Origin of the sequence: Candidatus Poriferisodalis sp. (assembly GCF_965204125.1) — a bacterium.
Classification (GTDB): Bacteria; Actinomycetota; Acidimicrobiia; order Acidimicrobiales; family Poriferisodalaceae; genus Poriferisodalis.
In genome coordinates, this window is the sequence record NZ_OZ241968.1 from 2,066,023 (window position 1) to 2,083,812 (window position 17,790).

Sequence of the window (17,790 nt, forward strand, 5' to 3'; positions counted from 1 at the left end):
GGCTCACGGGCCGCTCGGGCCACGGCTTCGCCTCTGGCGATAGCTTCGCCCCGGTGAGCAGCGCTTCGACCTCGTCGGCTGGTGCCGATCTGGCCGTCGTGGGGGCGGGCATCATCGGCTTGGCCACGGCGCACAGGTATCTGGCTGACCATCCGGGCCACCGGGTGGTGATCTGTGAGGCCGAGGAGCGGCCGGCGCTGCACCAGACCGGTCGCAACTCCGGAGTGCTGCACTCAGGCGTGTATTACCGGCCGGGGTCAGCCAAGGCCTCGCTGGCAGTCGCCGGGCGCAGCTCGATGGTCGAGTTCTGCCGCGAGCGTGGCATTGCGCACGAGTTGTGCGGCAAGGTCATCGTGGCGGTGGACAGCACCGAGCAGGCGCGGTTGGCAGCGCTCTATGAGCGTGCGGCCAGCAACGGCGTGGCCGCGGAACTGATCGACGCCCGCCGCCTCGCTGAGCTCGAGCCCTACTGCGCCGGTGTGGAGGCGCTGTTCATCCCCAGCACTGGGATTGTCGACTACAGCGCGGTGTGCCGCGCGCTCATCGACGAGATCACCGCTGCCGGCGGCGAATTGCGGACGGGCACCGCGGTTGTCGGGCTCGCTCCCGCCGCGGACCGCGTCCGGATCACCACCACTTCCGGGGACCTGGAGGCGGCGTGGCTCGTGAACTGTGCAGGGCTGCGGTGCGACCAGGTGGCGGCGCTCGCCGGTGCGGCGGATGGTTACCGGATCGTCCCGTTCCGCGGCGAGTACTACGAGCTGGTGCCGGAGCGCTCGCACCTCGTGAACAACCTGATCTACCCGGTGCCCGATCCCAGCTTCCCGTTCCTCGGAGTACATCTGACTCGGATGATCGACGGCACGATCCACGCCGGCCCCAACGCGGTGCTCGCACTGGCCCGAGAGGGCTACCGCTGGGGCGACATCAGCAGGGCACAGCTGCGCGAGCACGTCACCAATCGCGGCCTGTGGCGACTCGCCCGTCGCTACTGGCGCACCGGAGCGGGGGAGGTGTGGCGCTCGCTGAACAAGGCAGCGTTCACCCGGGCGTTGCAGCGGCTGGTGCCCGACATCGAAGCCGACGATCTCGTGCCCTCGCCCGCCGGCGTGCGTGCCCAGGCCATGGATCCCGCAGGCGAACTCGAGGACGATTTTGCGGTCACAGTCGCCAGCCGCAGCACCCACGTGCTGAACGCCCCGAGTCCTGCGGCCACCTCAAGCTTGGAGATCGCCAGGATGATTGTCGATCGGATCGACGGCTGAGATTCGCCGCCGCGTTGACGACGCCCGGTGCCGGATGCGGGCATCAGGTCGCCGACTCAGCCCTCACACGCAGTGCAGCGAGACCGCAGCGGTATCGCGTTTCCGCCAGACGGTGCTGTCACCCGTCAGCCGGCCTGCCTCGACGGCCGCCATGTGGGTGACCAGCAGCGGCACCAGCGTGTCGAACTCGGCGAATCTCTCGGCGGCTTGCTCGGTTTCGCAGACCATCAGCAAGGGCACGTGACGTCCCACGGCCGCACACTTGCGGTACGTCCTCATCTTCTCGATGACCTCAGCAGGGCTGGTGGCGCTGCGCTCGTACTCGAGGCAGTGGGTGCCGGCGCCGAGAGGTCCGTCGGCAACCAGCACCACGAGGTCGGGCCTGATCTGGGTGACGCCGGGTACGTTGATCTCCCCCCTCCAGCCCACGAATGCTGCCGCGCCTTCGGCGGCGAACTGCAGCACCAGTTGGTTGACACCATCGTCGTGGTGGCGCTGTCTGTGCCGGAAGGCGGGCAGCAGGTATGCGCCGTGTCGCCGGATGAGCGCAGACGCCAGCAGTCGACTGACATTGGCAGCTCGCCGCAGACCCTGCTCGGTGAGATAGCAGCGGCCATCGAAACGATCGATGAGTCCGACCTCGACGAGCCTGGCGAGTGCGTCGTTGACGCTCCGCTGCGAAGCGCTCAACATGCGGCTGAGCTCGCGTCCTCGCATGGCCGGGAATTGGGCGACAGCCATGAATGTTGCGTAGGTGAGGGGATCGGTGATGGCCACGGTGTCGGCGTTGATGCGTCGCCAGCGCCTCAGTTGCTCTGCCCGCCCCGCTGCCACCGGCGTGACCGGATCATCGACCCGATCACGGGAGGGGCGCAGTTCGACCGGATCGCCCCAGAGTCCGTCGGGGGTGCAGATCAGCGGCCGGGCGCCGCGAGCGAACTCGCGCTGCGCCAGGTGGGCCGCCCACGAGTCCGCAGCCAGCATCACCTGCGCGGAGGGCGTGGCTTCGTATTCGGGGTCACCGTAGAAGACACGATCGACAGCTCGCTCGTGCGCATCGTGCTCGCTCGCGTAGGCGTCAAGGCCCCAGAAGCGATGGGCTCGCTTGCGGCGCAACGCCCTCTCGGTGGCGTGCAGGCCGACGTAGGTGAACGTGACCCAGTAGTGCTCGCCGTAGTGCGCGACGGCATGAAACCAGCCGCCGTAGCGCAGCAGGCGAAAGTCGGTCATGCCGATATCGAGACGGTCGGCAGTGTCGCTGTCGGGTACGCGCAGCCAGCCTGAATGCAGCAAACCCGGGGCGAGCCGGTAGAGCGGCTCCAGCGCAGCCAGTCGCCGCACGCCGGTACGCACGCCTCGCGCGGTGGCTGTCCACGGCAGGTGCTCACGAGGTTCCGACGTCGGCGCGTTGACTGGCAGGCGGTCTGAGAAGGGCGTCGTCGGTGGATCGCAGTCCCCCGTAGTGTGCACGCCATCGTGGGCGTAGAGAGCCTGAGCGGCTTGGTTCGTGACGAACCAGCGCTGCTGGCGGGCTTCGGTCATCCCCACGCTCATGCACTCGATCCAGCCTGTCTGGCGCAGCGAGCCCAGCCGGGCCCGCACCCGGCGCTCGTCGTCAGTGAGGATCGGTGCCAAGTTCGGGACACTCACCAAGGGCATGCGTCCGATGATTCGGACCAAGCGCTGATCGGCGGCACTGAGCAGGCTCGCCGACGCTCGATCGGTTTCGGCTGGCACCCCGAGGAGTGAGCCGTCGCCTGCCGCGGCTCAAGCCCGAAACCGGCAATACCACGCTTTCCGGCCGGATATGCAAAGCGATCTTGAGCAGTCCCGGCTGCGTCAGTGCGGCAGGTGCCCGCGAGCCGCTGCCCGTTCGGCTCACGAGATCGAGCCGGTGGCTCAGCCTCCGAGCGTGTCGAGCCAGCAGTTGAGGTGTTCGACGATGGCCTGACGGGCCGCGATCGTGTTGGGATCATGTCGGCCACCGTCAACGAAAGCGAGTGTGACCGGGCCCGCGATGGCCCGGGTGTGCTCGCTCAGCTCCTCAGGAGTGGCAAACGGGTCACGCGTGCCCGAGACGAACAGGCACGGTACGCCGATCCGCTCGAAGTGCTCGGTGCGGAGGCGCTCGGGCCGTTCGGGCGGGTGCAGCGGGTAGCTGAGCAGCACGAGCCCTGCGGCGCGGGCGCCATCGGCCACTGCCATCGAGCAGACACGGCCGCCGAACGACCGGCCGCCGATCACCAGACCGCCCGGCGACACGCCCAGATCGGCCGCAATCTGGGGCAGGTCGCCCAGCAGTTCGGCAACGACGCTGGGCGCGTGCGGCGGCGCGCGCCGCCCGGCTCTCCGGTATGCGAAGTCGTGACGGCGCACCGGCAGGCGGCCCGACAGCGCGTCATCGATCTCGACGAGCGTGCGATGATCCGCGCCGCCACCGGCACCTGGTGTCAGCAGGAGTGCTTCGGCAGCGCGCATCGCAGACCCATCATGTCCCGGCCCGGTCTCACCGGAATCGTTCACAGGCCGCGTGACCACGGGCCCTCGGGATCTGCGGCGGCGTCGGCGGGATGCAGCTCTTCGAGTTCCTGCCCGCTGCGCTCGGTCAGCCACAACACGGCGACGGTGACCGCCAGCAGCGGCCCTACCCACAGCAGAGCGATCACATCGCCGAAGCTGCCCCACGCCGTGCGCAGCCGGCCGGCGAAATAGATTCCTGCTGCCGCGCCACCGACGCCCATGGCACCGGTCAGCGTCGCGGCGCGTGCCCGCAGGGCAGTCGGGAACAGCTCGCCGCGGTACACGCCGAGCGCTGGCAGCAGTCCCGCCGACAGCATCGCCCCGACCAGGCCTGCGATCCACAGTGCGGCGCCGGACACGTTGAACAGCACCACCAGCGAGCCAAGCCCGGCCACTGAGGCCACGGACAGGATGATTCGCCGCCCCCGGGAATCGGCGAGCCTGCCTGCTGCGTAGACGGCGAGGCCGGCGGGCGTCGCGGTGCCCAGCACGAACAGCGACACCAAGCCGGCACTGAAGCCGTGCTCGTCGCGCAGGTACTCGTTGCGGAACCAGTCGATGGGGCCCAGGAACAGTCCGAATGCCAGATAGATGGCCCCCAGCAGCGCAATCGGCCGCCAGTAGCCGCGCAATGTCACGCCCCGACCCCGCCGCTCGAACCGGCGACTCTCCGGCAGCCGCCGGAGCAGCGGGCGAGCGGCTGCCAGCGCGACGAGCGGGAAGGCAAACACCAGGCGCCATGCCCACGGCGCAAGATCCGAGATTGTTTGCAGCCACACCACCACGCCCGCGCCGAGCGCGGCCGACATGGCCAGCACCGACAGGCACCACGCCCTGCAGCCGGCGGGGATCTCCTCCAGCGCCATCACGACGACCGTGGCACCGAGCGCCGCATTGGCTGTGCGACCGATCAGCAGGAACGCGCCCAGCCACACCATGTTCGGTGCCAGGGCTGCGAGCGCGGCAGCAACGATGCCGATGCCCATGGCGCCCGCCACGACGCGCCGGCGCCCGTGCCGGTCCGCCAGTACCGACACGCCGATCGCCAGCAGCGTCCCGATGCGCACGACGGCCCCCAGCAATCCCTGGGCGGCTTGATCCGCACCGAATTCGTCTGCGGCGTAGGTGTGCAGCTCCGAGGGTGCGTTCGCCAGGTAGCCGCTGAGCATCGCTGCCGCGGCGAGCATGGCCATGACGGTGGCCGCACGTGGGGTGAACCGCCGTGGAGGAGCCCAGACAGGCTGGGTGCCGTCGCCGGTGCGTCCCGTGCGCATCGCGCGCCGGACAGCGACGTTGAAGAGCGGGCCGAACCACGGCACCGCCAAGCGCCACTCGACTGTTTCCGTGACCTCGTAACGGGGCATCACGTCACCCGCTGCGCCATGTGTGCAGCCCGCCGATTGCTCCGCGGCTGGCGAGACCTCGACGACGCGTGAGTAGCTGGTGAACGGCCCCTCTGCGAGCTCGAAGCGGTGATCGCCGTCGAGCGTGGCGGCCGGCATTTCGGCCACAATGTCGTCGCGGGGACGCAGCAGGGCATCCACCTCGCCGGCATCGGCCACGAACGTGCGCACGAGGCAGGTCACGGCGGCGGGCCTAGCACATATGGCAGCGAGTGACCCGGTACCGCCATGCAATAGGCCTAGCCATAGGCCTGCAGCAGTGGTACTGCTAATGCGATGGCTCAGTCGGCTGGTGACGTGATTGTGGTGCGAGGCAACGGCGGCCTCGACGGCGAGGTGTGCATCGGCGGGGCCAAGAACAGCGTGCTGAAGCTGATAGCGGCGTGCCTGCTGGCCGAGGGTCAGCATGTTCTGGCAAACGTCCCCGACATTTCCGACGTGTCGGTCATGTGCGAACTGCTCGAAGCCATGGGAGTCAGCATCACCCGCACCGATCACTGTTTGGTCATCGACGTGCCGGCCGAGATCAACACCGAGGCGCCGTATCACCTCGTCGAGCGCATGCGCGCCTCCATCGTGGTGCTCGGCCCGCTGCTGGCGCGCTTCGGCGCCGCCCGCGTGGCGCTGCCAGGTGGTGACGACTTCGGCCCACGGCCCATCGACATGCACCTGCGAGCGCTGGAGAGCCTGGGGGCCACCTTCCGCACGTCGCACGGCGACATCTCCGGCACGGCTGAAGCACTCACTGGTGCCGAAATCGTGCTGGAGTACCCGTCGGTGGGCGCGACGGAGAACGTGCTGATGGCGGCAGTGCGGGCCAAAGGCCGTACGCGCATTGTGAACCCCGCGCGAGAACCCGAGATCGGCGATCTCGTCAGTTTTCTCAACCAGATGGGCGCCAAGGCGAGATGGGCCGGGAATGGTCTGGCGATTGAGGGAGTCGAGCAACTGTCGCCCGCCGGTCAGCACGCGAGTTCTCCCAGGAGCACTGCCGGCGGCATCGGAACGTCGGCTCGCACAGAAGTCGGCGGCACCCCTGCGGACGGGGACGGCTATCGGGTGATCTCGGATCGCATCGAGACTGCTACCTATTTGGCCGCCGTGGGCATGTGCGGCGGATCCGTATTCCTCCGCCACGCCGTGGGCGACCACATGACCATGCTCATCCGCAAGCTGACCGAGATGGGCATGCACATCGTCGCCGATGCCGAGGGCATCCGGGCGACCGCAACGCAACGTCTCACATCTGCCGACGTGGCCACCTTGCCGTACCCCGGCCTCGCCACCGACTACAAGCCATTCCTGGTGGCCATGCTCACCACGGCTTCCGGCGTCGGGATCGTCACCGAGAACATATTCACCGGACGCTTCCGCTACATCGACGAGTTGCGGCGCATGGGTGCCGACATCCGCACCGAAGGCCATCACGCGGTGGTACGTGGTGCCGAACGCCTCTCGGGAGCGCCCGTGCGGGCGCACGACATACGAGCCGGCGCGGCGCTCGTGGTGGCAGGGCTTGCAGCCGAAGGCGAGACCGAGGTGGCCGGAGCAACCCATATCGACCGCGGTTACGACGATCTGACGGGAAAGCTGGCCGGTCTCGGCGCCATCATCACGCGTCGCTGAAACGTGCCGCTCCCGGCGCGTCTCGCTACTGTCGGCGCGCCGATGACATCACCCGACCATCCGCTCGCTGCTGATGTTGCAGAGCTTCTGGAAGCTGCGCGCTCGGGACAGCGCCGCGCCCTGGCGCGGGCGATGTCGTTGGTCGAACGCGGCGGTTCGCAGGCGCGTGCGCTGGGCGCGCTCACGTTCGCCCAGTCAGGCAGCGCTCACACAGTCGGCATCACCGGTGCGCCCGGGGCCGGCAAGTCGACGCTCAACTCAGGCGTCGTCGGCGTGGCACGCGAGCGGGGCGAGCGGCTGGCGGTATTGGCGATTGACCCGTCGTCGCCGTTCAGCGGCGGCGCAATCCTGGGCGACCGCGTGCGCATGTCCGACCACACCTTCGACGAAAACGTCTACATCCGCTCGATGGCGACGCGCGGCCACTTGGGCGGCCTCACCTTGGCGACACCGCTCGCGGTACGAGTGCTGGACGCACTGGGTTGGCCCTGGGTGGTGATCGAGACGGTCGGCGTCGGCCAGATCGAGACGGAGATCGTGGGCGCGACAGATACCACCGTCGTCGTGGTGAACCCCGGTTGGGGCGACTCGGTGCAGGCCAACAAGGCGGGTCTCATGGAGATCGCCGACATCTTCGTGGTGAACAAGGCCGATCGGCCCGGCACATCGGAAACGTGCCGGGACATCCGCCAGATGCTGGATCTTTCTGCGCCCGGCGACTGGGACCCGCCGATCCTGACCTCGGTGGGCACCACCGGCGAGGGCGCCGCGGAGTTGTGGGATGCCATCTGTGCGCACCGCGACCACTGCACGGTCTCGGGCGAACTCGAGTCCCGCCGTGCGGCCAGGGTGCAGACCGAGCTTGATGAAGTGTTGCGGGCCACCATTGCCGAACGCGTGGCAACCCTCTCCGAAGGGCCTGCTGCGGAGCGCCTGCGCCAGCAGCTCGCCCGCCGAGAGCTCGATCCCTACGCCGCCGCCGAGATGCTCCTCGACCAGGACCGCTGAAACGCGGTCGACCGATTACGGCCGATGGTTTCCTGACTCCGGCAAGTCAGGACGACTCATGCGAATTCGTCAGTCGAGTTCGCCGCGGGCGAGCGCGAAGACTGCCTCGCGCTCGTTGGGATGCAGGTTGCGGTCGAGGAGCCGCAGGTCGGCTGCCGCGCGCAAGTGCGAGAGAATCGCGTCGGCACCGAACTCCTTGAGGAACGCGCGGGCGAACTGCGTGCGAAACGCGTTGATGACCGCCCGGGCCGCAGCGTGGTTGTCGGGCGCGGCAGTGCGCAGCCGGACGTAGGTGGAGGCCGCGTCGAAGGCGGCGTCGCCGGCTGCTGCGTTCGACCAGTCGATGACGACGGGGCCGTCGGGCGTGAGCTTCACGTTGTCGGGCTGCAGGTCGAGATGCACCACCGAGCTGCCGCCCGACACCTTGACCCAGTTGCCTGGGGCAGGCACGTCGCCGAGAAGCCGGTGCAGCCGTGCCAGACCCTTGACGTGGCGCGTCAGGAGCCACGGCTTGGCCGCCAGCTCGTCGAGCATTGTTGGGCCGGTCAGACGCGCCATTACCACCGAGTGGTTGTCGGGCTGCTCGATGACCTCCGGTGCGGGAAATCCGTGGGCCCGCACGTGACGCATCGCCTCGGCCTCATGGCTCAGGTCTCTGCCGCGCAGGCTCATGCGAATGATGTGCGGGCCGTAGGCGCGCATCTCTGAGTCGCGGCCCATCCCGAGCAGCGGTCCGGGCTCGTGACCGGTGGGTCCCTGCTGACGTTCGAGCATCCGTGCGCGCAGGTTCCGCAGGTTCTTGCGCCAGACGCGTTCCAGCACCAGCGAGGCAGGTTGCTGGCCCATCCGCGAGCCGAAGTACCACGGCAGCGTCAGATCCTCGCTCCAGGTGAAGCGGGTGCCGTCTTCGATGGGCTCGAGCGCGAAGCGGCCAGTGCCTGTCACTGCACCTTGATGGGCAATGCCGAGCGTCTTCGGCGGGTCCCATTCGGTGACCTCGATCTTGTCCGTGGTCTTCATCGGGCCGATCTTGGTGACGCAGTCGAACGTCGTGCCGACACCTTCGGTCTGGGCAGACGTGAAGTTGATCGACTGAGCGTCAGCCATCCACTCGACGTTGCTCGCGAGGTCTGCGACGTAATCCCAGACTTCCTGCGGCGATGCCGGAATGTCGATGGAGACCTCGATGCCCATGGGGGTGATTGCCTTGTCGATGCCTGCTTGCACGCGAATCGCGTCTCGAATCGCTGGTGCACTGCGTCACGCCGACGCTCGTTTCCAGCGACCGGCAAGTGTTGCACCCAGAACGGGCGATGTCACCCCGCGGCCGTCGCGTCGCCGACGTCGGGTTTCGATGACGCAGGCGAGGGTGCCGACCCGGAGTTCACATCTGCCAGTCTCGCTGCGATGAGTTCGGCCAGCTCCCGGTACAGGGGCGCAGCCGGCGAGCGACGTCGCCAAACAAGCGCCAGCTGTCGCTTCGCCGTGACGTCGCTGAACGGCCGCACCACGATTCCGGTGCCTCGCCGGGCCTCGATGGGGGCGGCGCTCGTGGGCAGCAGTGTCACGCCCATCCCCGCGGCCACCATCTGGCAGATCGTCGCCAGGCTCGTGCCGCCCTTGCTCACCTCGCGGGCGCCCACGCTCCGGCACACCTTGAGCACTTGGCAGCGCAAGCAGTGGCCGTCCTCGAGCAGCAGCACGGTCTCGCCGGCGAGGTCATCGATTGCCACTGAAGGCTGGCGGGCCAGTCGATGCTGGGGCGCCATTGCCAGCAGGAGCGGGTCTTCGAGGATGATCGTGTGCGCGAGGTCATCGTGCGCCTCTGGTTCCGCCATCAGACCCAGGTCAAGCTGTGCTGCGACCAGTGCCTCGACCAGCGCAGAGGCCCTGAGCTCGTCAAGGCACAGCAGCACCTCTGGATGTCGCTCGTTGATCACCGCAAGCATGCGGGCAAGCAAGTAGGGCGCCGCCGTCGGAATGGCTGCGATTCGCAATGGTCCGCCCAGACCGTCCGTGCTGCTGCGGCCCCATTCGAGCATCTCGTCGGTGTCACGCAGCACCGCTCGTGCGCGTTCTGCGAGTTCGCGGCCTGCAGGCGTCACGACGATGCCGCGGCCCACGCGCTCGGTGATGGTGACGCCCAGATGGCGCTCAAGCTGCCGGATCTGCGTGCTGAGCGTCGGCTGGGAGACGAAGCATGCTGCTGCCGCGCGCCCGATGTGCCCATGGGCGTCGAGGGCCACCAGATACTCCAGCTGGCGTATCGTCGGCCTGCCTACGGCGACGTTGGTACGTGTGCTCACGGAGCGTTCACGCAACCTTCATTGGCCATCGCTGGGGAAACTGCCAGCTCACCGATGCAGAGATGTTCATGAAGCTCTTTCTCTCGGGCGGCATTCGGCAGTTGCACATGTCCTCGTGTGCGATCTGTCCCCACTTGCATTTTCGCCTGACTCCGCTTGCACGTGGTCGCGCGAACGTGAAGAAATCAATCGTTTGTGCCTAAGGACCCGCGCCGGTAGGTGAGCATCCACCGGTCGTTGTGGTGTCTCGCGTTTGATGGCGAGTGCATTCACCCACCAACGACCAGTGGAGGCTGTGGGGATCATGACACGCGCTATGGACCCGGAGGTGTCAGACGCGATCTGGGCGGCTGTGAAGCCGTTGGTGCCGCCGCCCGATGACAGCCATCCGTTGGGCTGCCACAACCCCAGAGTGGCTGATGAGGTGTGTTTTCGGGGGCTGTTGATCCGGCTGGTGACGGGCTCGTCGTGGACCGACATCGAGGCGATCATGGACTATGCGGTGTCGGACACGACGCTGCGCCGTCGACGCGACGAGTGGATCGCTGCGGGTGTGTTCGACAGGCTTCGTGCTGAGGCGCTCGCGGCGTTCGACCGGATCGTCGGCCTCGACCTCGGTGTGGTGGCGGTCGACGGGTCGATCCACAAGGCGCCCGGCGGCGGGGAGGGCACCGGCAAGAGTCCCGTGGACCGGGGCAAGCTGGGCTGGAAATGGTCCGTCGCCGCTGAACGGCACGGCATCCCGATCGGGTGGAGCATCGACGGCGCGAACCGCAACGACGTCGCTCTGCTGGGGCCCACCCTCGACGCTGTGGACGCCGCCGGTCTGCATCACGACATCGGCACCCTGAGCCTGGACCGCAGCTACGACTACCCCAAAGTGCGCGCAGCTCTCGCCGCCCGCGGGATCACCGATCTCGACATCCAGCGACGCGGCACCAAACCCCCGCCCGGCTCGCGGGGCCGGCTCACCTTGGGGCTTCGCTGGATCGTCGAGGCCACCAACACCTGGTGGTCCAACTACGGCCAGCTCCGACGCAACACCGACCGCAAACCCCTCCACCGCCACGCCGCCCTCTGTTTGGCCACCGCAATCCTGATCACCGCACGCCTCATCGACCACCGAAACCGCTGGACACGCAACTGACCAACACACCTACCGGCTCAGCTCCTAAGGAGTCGCATAGGCCGAGTCCATGAATCGCTGGCTTGAGCAACGTCGCGTTCACTCCAGCGGGCGGCTGGTCGAGGACCACACCCGTAACCTCACGGCATGAGCGCGGTGCAGAACCAGCCGGCCGAGCATCGGCAGGCTCAGCGTGATCAATCCCAGCGTCCCGCGTATCTCGACTGCGCTGCGTCGACGCCGATGCGGCCATGCGCCATCGAGGCCATGGTGCCGTTCTTCGAGCACCAGTTCGCCAATCCCTCGGGCGCGCACCGCATGGCGCGCAGGTCGCGGGCGGCCATCGATGACGCGCGTGAGATCGTCGCTGGGTCGCTCGGCTTCGACCCGCACGGCATCGTGTTCACCAGCGGCGGGACTGAAGCAGACAATCTCGCGGTGCACGGCGTGACCTCCGCAACAGGCACGACGGCGCTGTGCCCGGCGACCGAACACCACGCGGTGCTCCACCCGGTCGAAGCGGTCGGCGGTCGGTATGTGCAAGTCGACGCCGGCGGTGACGTCGACCTCGAACACCTAGCCGAACAGTTGGCGCCCGATGCGGGACCACCCGTGGGGTTGGTGTCGGTGATGCTGGTCAACAACGAGTCGGGCGTCATTGCCGATCTTGATGCCGTGGCCGACGTGATCGGGCGCCATGCCCCCGAGGCGCTGCTGCACACCGACGCCGTGCAAGGGGTCAACTGGGTTGACATCGCCGAAGCGGCGCGTCCGGCAGATCTGCTGTCCTTGAGCGGCCACAAGTTCGGCGGGCCCAAGGGCGTGGGGGTGCTGGCCATCCGGCCCGGCGTGACGCTGTCAGCGCAGCAGCTCGGCGGCGGCCAGGAGGCCGACCGGCGCAGCGGCACGCATAACACAGCGGGAATCGCCGCGCTCGGCGCCGCGCTCGGCGAGCTGCACGAGACACGCGACGAGGACCTCTGCCGGATCAGGGAATTGGCGGACCGGCTGGCAGATGGCCTGCTGGCCGCGATCGACGGGTGTGCCGAGACGGTCGAGCGGCCTCGGCGAGCGGCGGGCATCTGCCAGCTGCTCATCGACGGCATCGAGACCGAAGCGCTGCTGGTGTTGCTCGACCGGTTCGACGTCATGGCATCGGCGGCGGCCTCGTGCGCGTCGGGCGCCATGGAGCCGAGCCATGTGCTCGCAGCGATGGGGGTTGAGCGCCATGCCGCAGCCGGTTCGCTCCGCCTGTCGCTGGGCTGGTGCACCGAACCGTGGGAGATCGAGCGAGCCATCGACGCCATCCCCAACTGCGTGGAGCAGCTGCGATGACTCCCGAGCGGCACGGCGCGGCTGCAAGGGGCGCCGCGTGGCGCAGTGCCGCTGCAGGGAGCAGGGTGCTCGTTGCGATGTCGGGCGGCGTCGACAGCTCGGTCGCCGCGGCCCTGTGCTTGCGCGCTGGGCACGACGTGGTCGGCGTCACCCTGAAGCTGTGGGGCGGCCCGCAGGACCAGGGCTGCTGCGCGGTCTCCGACGTGGACGATGCCCGACGGGTGTGCCAGCAGCTCGGCATCGACCATTTCGTCTTCAACTATGCGGCCGAGTTCGAGCGCGATGTGGTCGAGCCGTACGTAGACGCACACCGTCGAGGCCTCACACCGAATCCGTGCATTGCCTGCAACCGGCACGTCAAGTTCGACGTGCTGCTGGACCGTGCCCGCCGCCTGGGCTTCGAGCGTCTGGTCACGGGCCATCACGTTCGCATCTGCTCGCAGAGCGGCAGGCGACGGCTGCAGCGTGGGGCCGACAGCGCGAAAGACCAGTCGTACGTGCTGTACATGCTGTCCGAGGCCGACTTGGCGGACCTGTGGTTCCCGGTCGGCGACTACCGCAAGCACGAGCTGAGAACGCTCGCAGCCGAGCTCGGGCTGCGAACTGCTCACAAGCCCGAGAGCCAGGATGTCTGCTTCATCACCGAGGCTGCCGGCAGGGAGCGCTTCCTGGCCGAACGAATCGACCTGCATCCGGCGGAGCTGGTCGATGCGGCGGGTCAACGCGTTGGCACCGCTCCTGCGGTGGAGCTCGTGACTGTCGGTCAGCGCAAGGGTCTTGACCTTGGCGGCGCACCGCAGCGGCGCTATGCGGTCGACGTAGACATCGCCGCTCGCCGTGTCACGGTGGGCGGGGCCTCCGAGCTGGCGGCAACAGGCCTCCGGCTGCTCGATCATCGTTGGGCCGGCGCCGCCGTCGAAGGCGACGTTCTGGCCCAGACGAGCGCCCACGGTCCGGCGTTGCCGGCGCACGTCGATGCCGAGGGGCAGTTGCGGTGGGCGGTGCCTCAGCGCCGCGTCGCGGCTGGCCAGGCGGTCGTGTTCTACAAGGGCGACGAGGTGCTCGGCGGCGCGACCGCCGCCGGACATCTCACATGAGCCGCGACGGGTCCGCCGACGGCCAGCCGAGCGTGCCTTGGGCGCTGCGCAAGGGCGTCTCCACGGCCATCACGCTCGGTGCGCTCGTTGCTGCTGCACTCGTCGTCTTGGCGGTGTGGCTGACCCGCGGCGGCGAGCCTGCACCGGCCTACCCGAGCGGCCTGCAGGCAGTCACTCCGGTGCCCGGCGCCCAGGTGCCGCACCAGAGCCCCATCGGAGCTCGGCTCGAACCCGGCTGGACGCTGACGCTGGTCATCAACGGCACCACGATTCCCGCCGGTCAGCTCGACGCAGGCACCATCCAGCTCGGCGAGCACTTCTTCTCGCCGGGGGACGGCAAAGTCATCGAGAAACTGCGTACCGGGCGATCGTGCGCGCGACTGGTCGCCACGCCCACGATCGATGTCGAAGCGGCCGACTTCACCTACGAATGGTGCTTCACGACGTTCTAGGAGGACCTGACCCGTCGACCGTCCCGGCAGTGAGCAGGGTGCGCAAGCCGTCCTCGTCGAGGACAGGGATGCCGAGTTCGGCGGCCTTGTCCAGCTTGGCCTGACCGGCACGTTCGCCGGCGACCAGCGCGTACGTGCTCTTGTTCACCGACGAGGTGGACTTGCCGCCGCGCTGTGTGATGGCCCGCTTCGCGTCGTCTCGCCCGATGAACCAGCCGTCGAGGTTGCCGCTCACGACTACCGAGCGCCCGGCCAGCACCTGCGGTGTGTCGCCACCGTCGTCAAGACCATCGACGACATCGAAGCGAACGCCCATGCTGCGCAGCTTCTTCACCAGCGCCCGGTTGTCATCGTCGGCGAAGAAGCCCGTGACGCTGGCGGCGATGATCGGGCCGATGCCGTCGATGTCTGCGAGATCCTCGTCGGTGGCTTCCATGATGGAATCGAGGGCGCCGAAGCGCATCGCGAGCAGTTCCGAGGCCGTTGGGCCAAGGTGCTCGATGCCGAGGCCGATGAGCAACCGGGCCAAGGGCGCCTCCCGTGCTTGGCTGATCTCTGCCACCAGGCTCGTCGCGGACTTCTCGGCGAATCCCTCGAGCCCGACGAGGTCGTGGGCGGTCAGTCCGAAGAGGTCGGCCGCATCGGCGACGAGTCCCTGCTCGTAGAGCAGGACCACGGTTCGCTCGCCGAGGCCTTCGATGTCGAGTGCGCCCCGGCCTACGAAGTGCCCGATGCCCTGGATGATCCGCTCACGGCATGAACGGTTCACGCAGTAGGTATTGGCGTCGCCCTCCTCGCGCACGAGACCGTGGCCGCAGACCGGGCAGACGGTGGGAAACGTCCACTCCGGCAGCCCCTCCGGGCGCTCGGCGAGCACGGGGCCGACCACCTCGGGGATCACGTCGCCGGCCTTGCGCACGATCACGGTGTCGCCCGGGCGTACATCCTTGGCGGCGACCTGATCCTGGTTGTGCAGCGTGGCCAGCGACACTGTCGATCCGCCCACGAAGACAGGTTCCATGTAGGCGAACGGCGTGGCGCGACCGGTGCGCCCGATCGAGACCATGATGTTGCGCAGCTTGGTCGTGCGTTCCTCCGGGGGGAACTTGTAGGCCACCGCCCATCGCGGCGCACGGCTGGTGTAGCCGAGCTGAGATCGGAGTTCGAGGTCGGCCACCTTCACCACGACCCCGTCGATCTCGTAGGCGGGCTTGTGGCGGTCGCGTTCCCAGCGCGTGCAGAATTCCTCGACCTCGGCGAGCGTGCCGAAGGTCCGTATTTCGGGGTTTACCGGCATGCCGAGCTTGCCCAGGTACGCGAAGACCTCGCCAGCGCCGCTGAGCTCGGGCCCGCCGGCCAGCCCGCCGACGTCGTAACTCCAGAACGACAGGCCACGCGTCGCCACGATCGACGGATCCTTCTGGCGCAGGCTGCCCGCAGCAGTGTTCCGGGCATTGGCGTAGTCGGGATGTCGGCGCTGCACATCGACCGGCGTGAGCTTGGCCAGCGATTCGAGCTTCCGCCGCTCGCTCGCCGGCATGCCGTCGGGGGCCTCGACGATCTGTTCCCGTGCGTCTTCCGCGGCCGCGGCGAGGGCTCGGCGCGCCTCGGCCTGCGACTCGTTCAACTCGCGGAACCTGTCCAGCGGCAGGAAGATCTCGCCGCGCACCTCGATGGCCTCGGGCACCGGCGATGCCGCGCTCAGTTCCCGGGGGATGTCCGCGATGGTCACGACGTTCGCGGTGACGTCCTCGCCGACACGCCCGTTGCCGCGCGTCGCCGCCTGGACAAGGCGTCCCTGCTCGTACCGGAGCGACACGGCCAGCCCGTCGAACTTGAGCTCGCAAATCAGCTCCGGTTCGGGAAGGTTCACCTCGGCGCCGTTTTCGCCGCCGTCGCCGGCGGATTCATCGGCGTCTGCGTCGTCGAACAGCGTCGGCTGCGTCGCAGCCATGCCGCGCATGACACGGCCGTGCCACGCCCGCAGCTCGTCGAAGCTCATGGCGTTGTCGAGCGACATCATCGGCCTGGCGTGGACGACCTCGCTGAAGAGCGCCGACAGCTCCGCGCCGACACGCTGGCTGGGCGAGTTCGGATCTGCGAAGTCGGGATAGCGCGCTTCGAGCTCGATGAGCTCGCGCTTGCGGGCGTCGTACTCCCCATCGGGCACCGACGGTGCGTCGTCGCGGTGGTATTCCACGTCGTAGCGATTGATCAGGCTCGCCAGCTGGCGCATGCGCTCGAGATCACCCTCGGCAGTGGAACTCAGCGCCGCTTCCTGGCGCTCGCCCGTCGAGTTATCGCTTTCGGAGGGCATCGCACTGCTGAGAGTACCGAGGGGCTGTGACTGCTTCGGCAGCAGCAAGACGGAGAATTGCGGTGTCCAGCGGCAAGACTTCGCCTGTGGGAGCAACGCTGCGCGCGCACCCGACCCTGTGGTTGATGCGGCTGTTGTGGCTGGTGATGCCGTGGAGCGTGGGTGCCGCAGCGGCGGATGCGCTCGTCGCCTGCTCGGAATCCTCGGCGCGCATCCTGAGTGCCGAATTGTGGGCTGTCTGGGCGCTGGTGCTCACGGCGACCCTGGTGCGCCGGCCGTGGGCGCTCACCGTCGTGCGCATCGCCGCGCCCGCCTCTGTCGGCGTGGCTATCGGTGCCGTGGTGGCCGCAGCGGCGTGGGACGCCGACCTGGCCGCCCCGCGTGCTGCGGCAGCCATCGCCGGCGCTGCCATCGCGACCGCCGTCGCGCTGCTGCCCGAGACCGGCAACTCCATGGTCGACGGCCTCAGCTACGGCAACGAGCGGCGCATGCTGCTGCGCACGCCGTTCCTGCTGGCGATCGCTCCGGTCCCGCTGGTGTGGGCAGCCGTGGTTGCCGGCATCGTGGCGCCGGCGGTGCTGTGGGCCATCGAGCAGTGGATCTGGGCCGCCGTTGCCACGGCCACCGGACTCACTGCGGCTGTGCTGGGTTTTCGCTCGTTGCATCAGCTGGCGCGCCGCTGGGTGGTATTCGTTCCCAACGGATTCGTGCTGCACGACCGCATGGCAACGCGCGAGCCGTTCCTGCTGCGACGAGCCGACATAGCGTCGCTCGGTGCTGCGCCCGCCGACATCGATCTCGCAGCCGACGACCTGGTGGACATCAGCGGCAATGCCCTCGGACCGGTGCTGCTTGTGGCGCTGAACGGCCAGGTCGAGGTGGTGCCGCGTACTACCGGCACCGCACAAGTGCTGTCGGTATCGCGGGTGCTGTTCAGCCCGACCCGCCCCGGCGAGATGCTGGCAGAAGCCGCCCGGCGACGAATTCCCCGCTGAAGCAGCGCCAGTACCCTCGCGGCCTCTATGGGAGAAGCGAAGGCGATCAGCACGGATCAGGTGGCGCACGTGGCGCGGCTTGCCCGGATCGAGCTCACTCTCGACGAAATCGAGCACTACACGGGCCACCTGGGACGAGTGCTCGAGCATGCCCGCGAGCTGGAAGATCTGGATCTCGCCGATGTGCCGCCGCTGGCGCACCCCTACCCGCTCCGCAACGTGTTCCGTGACGATGTTGCGTGCTCGCCGGTGGACCGGGACGAGGTGCTCGAGCAGGCACCCGCTGCGTCCGGCGGCCAGTTCGAAGTGCCGCCGGTGCTCGGCGAGGAAGCCTGATACG

Annotated in this window: 15 protein-coding genes; 9 read left to right on the forward strand and 6 right to left on the reverse strand. The window is 68.4% G+C overall.

The genetic code is table 11. From position 1 onward, the window contains the following. Positions 1-53: 53 nt before the first annotated feature. Positions 54-1,265: an L-2-hydroxyglutarate oxidase gene (lhgO, locus tag ACOGXD_RS09705; protein ID WP_419914587.1), complete on the forward strand. Its 1,212-nt coding sequence runs from the start codon at positions 54-56 to the stop codon at positions 1,263-1,265. Between the two features lie 63 nt (positions 1,266-1,328). Here the strand turns inward: lhgO and ACOGXD_RS09710 are convergent, their stop codons facing one another. The 3 genes from ACOGXD_RS09710 to ACOGXD_RS09720 form a co-directional block, all read right to left on the reverse strand. Further along, entirely contained in the window at positions 1,329-2,924 is a 1,596-nt protein-coding gene (locus tag ACOGXD_RS09710) for a replication-relaxation family protein (RefSeq protein WP_419914589.1), read from the reverse strand. 240 nt (positions 2,925-3,164) lie between these two features. Next, positions 3,165-3,743, reverse strand: a complete 579-nt coding sequence (locus tag ACOGXD_RS09715) for an alpha/beta family hydrolase (RefSeq protein WP_419914591.1) — start codon at positions 3,741-3,743, stop codon at positions 3,165-3,167. Between the two features lie 41 nt (positions 3,744-3,784). After that, a complete protein-coding gene (locus ACOGXD_RS09720) occupies positions 3,785-5,371 on the reverse strand; it encodes an MFS transporter (protein ID WP_419914593.1) in 1,587 nt (528 codons plus the stop codon). Between the two features lie 93 nt (positions 5,372-5,464). Here ACOGXD_RS09720 and ACOGXD_RS09725 point away from each other — a divergent pair, with 93 nt between their 5' ends. Further along, positions 5,465-6,814: a UDP-N-acetylglucosamine 1-carboxyvinyltransferase gene (locus ACOGXD_RS09725; RefSeq protein WP_419914595.1), complete on the forward strand. Its 1,350-nt coding sequence runs from the start codon at positions 5,465-5,467 to the stop codon at positions 6,812-6,814. Between the two features lie 42 nt (positions 6,815-6,856). Next, positions 6,857-7,822, forward strand: a complete 966-nt coding sequence (gene meaB, locus ACOGXD_RS09730) for a methylmalonyl Co-A mutase-associated GTPase MeaB (RefSeq protein WP_419914597.1) — start codon at positions 6,857-6,859, stop codon at positions 7,820-7,822. Between the two features lie 69 nt (positions 7,823-7,891). On the opposite strand, the gene ACOGXD_RS09735 is transcribed toward meaB, so the two are convergent. Together ACOGXD_RS09735 and ACOGXD_RS09740 are read right to left on the reverse strand one after the other, a co-directional pair. Then, a complete protein-coding gene (locus tag ACOGXD_RS09735) occupies positions 7,892-9,049 on the reverse strand; it encodes an SRPBCC family protein (protein WP_419914599.1) in 1,158 nt (385 codons plus the stop codon). Between the two features lie 89 nt (positions 9,050-9,138). Continuing rightward, the gene (locus tag ACOGXD_RS09740; RefSeq protein WP_419914601.1) at positions 9,139-10,128 is read right to left on the reverse strand and encodes a LysR substrate-binding domain-containing protein; all 990 of its coding nucleotides are present in this window, start codon (positions 10,126-10,128) and stop codon (positions 9,139-9,141) included. Between the two features lie 304 nt (positions 10,129-10,432). On the opposite strand from ACOGXD_RS09740, the gene ACOGXD_RS09745 reads away from it, so the two are divergent. The 4 genes from ACOGXD_RS09745 to ACOGXD_RS09760 all read left to right on the forward strand — a co-directional run bounded on the left by ACOGXD_RS09745 (position 10,433) and on the right by ACOGXD_RS09760 (position 14,138). Next, positions 10,433-11,275: an IS5 family transposase gene (locus tag ACOGXD_RS09745; RefSeq protein WP_419914603.1), complete on the forward strand. Its 843-nt coding sequence runs from the start codon at positions 10,433-10,435 to the stop codon at positions 11,273-11,275. 126 nt (positions 11,276-11,401) lie between these two features. Beyond that, positions 11,402-12,589 (forward strand): cysteine desulfurase family protein, encoded by a 1,188-nt coding sequence (locus ACOGXD_RS09750; RefSeq protein WP_419914605.1) that lies wholly within the window; start codon positions 11,402-11,404, stop codon positions 12,587-12,589. Then, the gene (gene mnmA, locus ACOGXD_RS09755; RefSeq protein ID WP_419914607.1) at positions 12,586-13,686 is read left to right on the forward strand and encodes a tRNA 2-thiouridine(34) synthase MnmA; all 1,101 of its coding nucleotides are present in this window, start codon (positions 12,586-12,588) and stop codon (positions 13,684-13,686) included. Before ACOGXD_RS09750 ends, mnmA begins: the two co-directional genes overlap by 4 nt. After that, the gene (locus ACOGXD_RS09760) at positions 13,683-14,138 is read left to right on the forward strand and encodes a hypothetical protein (RefSeq protein WP_419914609.1); all 456 of its coding nucleotides are present in this window, start codon (positions 13,683-13,685) and stop codon (positions 14,136-14,138) included. The genes mnmA and ACOGXD_RS09760 overlap by 4 nt, the downstream gene beginning before the upstream one ends. On the opposite strand, the gene ligA is transcribed toward ACOGXD_RS09760, so the two are convergent. Further along, on the reverse strand, positions 14,125-16,455 hold the full coding sequence (gene ligA / locus ACOGXD_RS09765; protein ID WP_419914611.1) for an NAD-dependent DNA ligase LigA: 2,331 nt from the start codon (positions 16,453-16,455) through the stop codon (positions 14,125-14,127). The genes ACOGXD_RS09760 and ligA overlap by 14 nt on opposite strands. A gap of 125 nt (positions 16,456-16,580) precedes the next feature. Here ligA and ACOGXD_RS09770 point away from each other — a divergent pair, with 125 nt between their 5' ends. Both ACOGXD_RS09770 and gatC read left to right on the forward strand, forming a co-directional pair. Then, positions 16,581-17,450 (forward strand): hypothetical protein, encoded by an 870-nt coding sequence (locus ACOGXD_RS09770; RefSeq protein ID WP_419914614.1) that lies wholly within the window; start codon positions 16,581-16,583, stop codon positions 17,448-17,450. A 27-nt stretch (positions 17,451-17,477) separates the two neighbouring features. Continuing rightward, positions 17,478-17,786 (forward strand): Asp-tRNA(Asn)/Glu-tRNA(Gln) amidotransferase subunit GatC, encoded by a 309-nt coding sequence (gene gatC, locus ACOGXD_RS09775; protein ID WP_419914616.1) that lies wholly within the window; start codon positions 17,478-17,480, stop codon positions 17,784-17,786. The last annotated feature ends 4 nt before the right edge of the window (positions 17,787-17,790 follow it).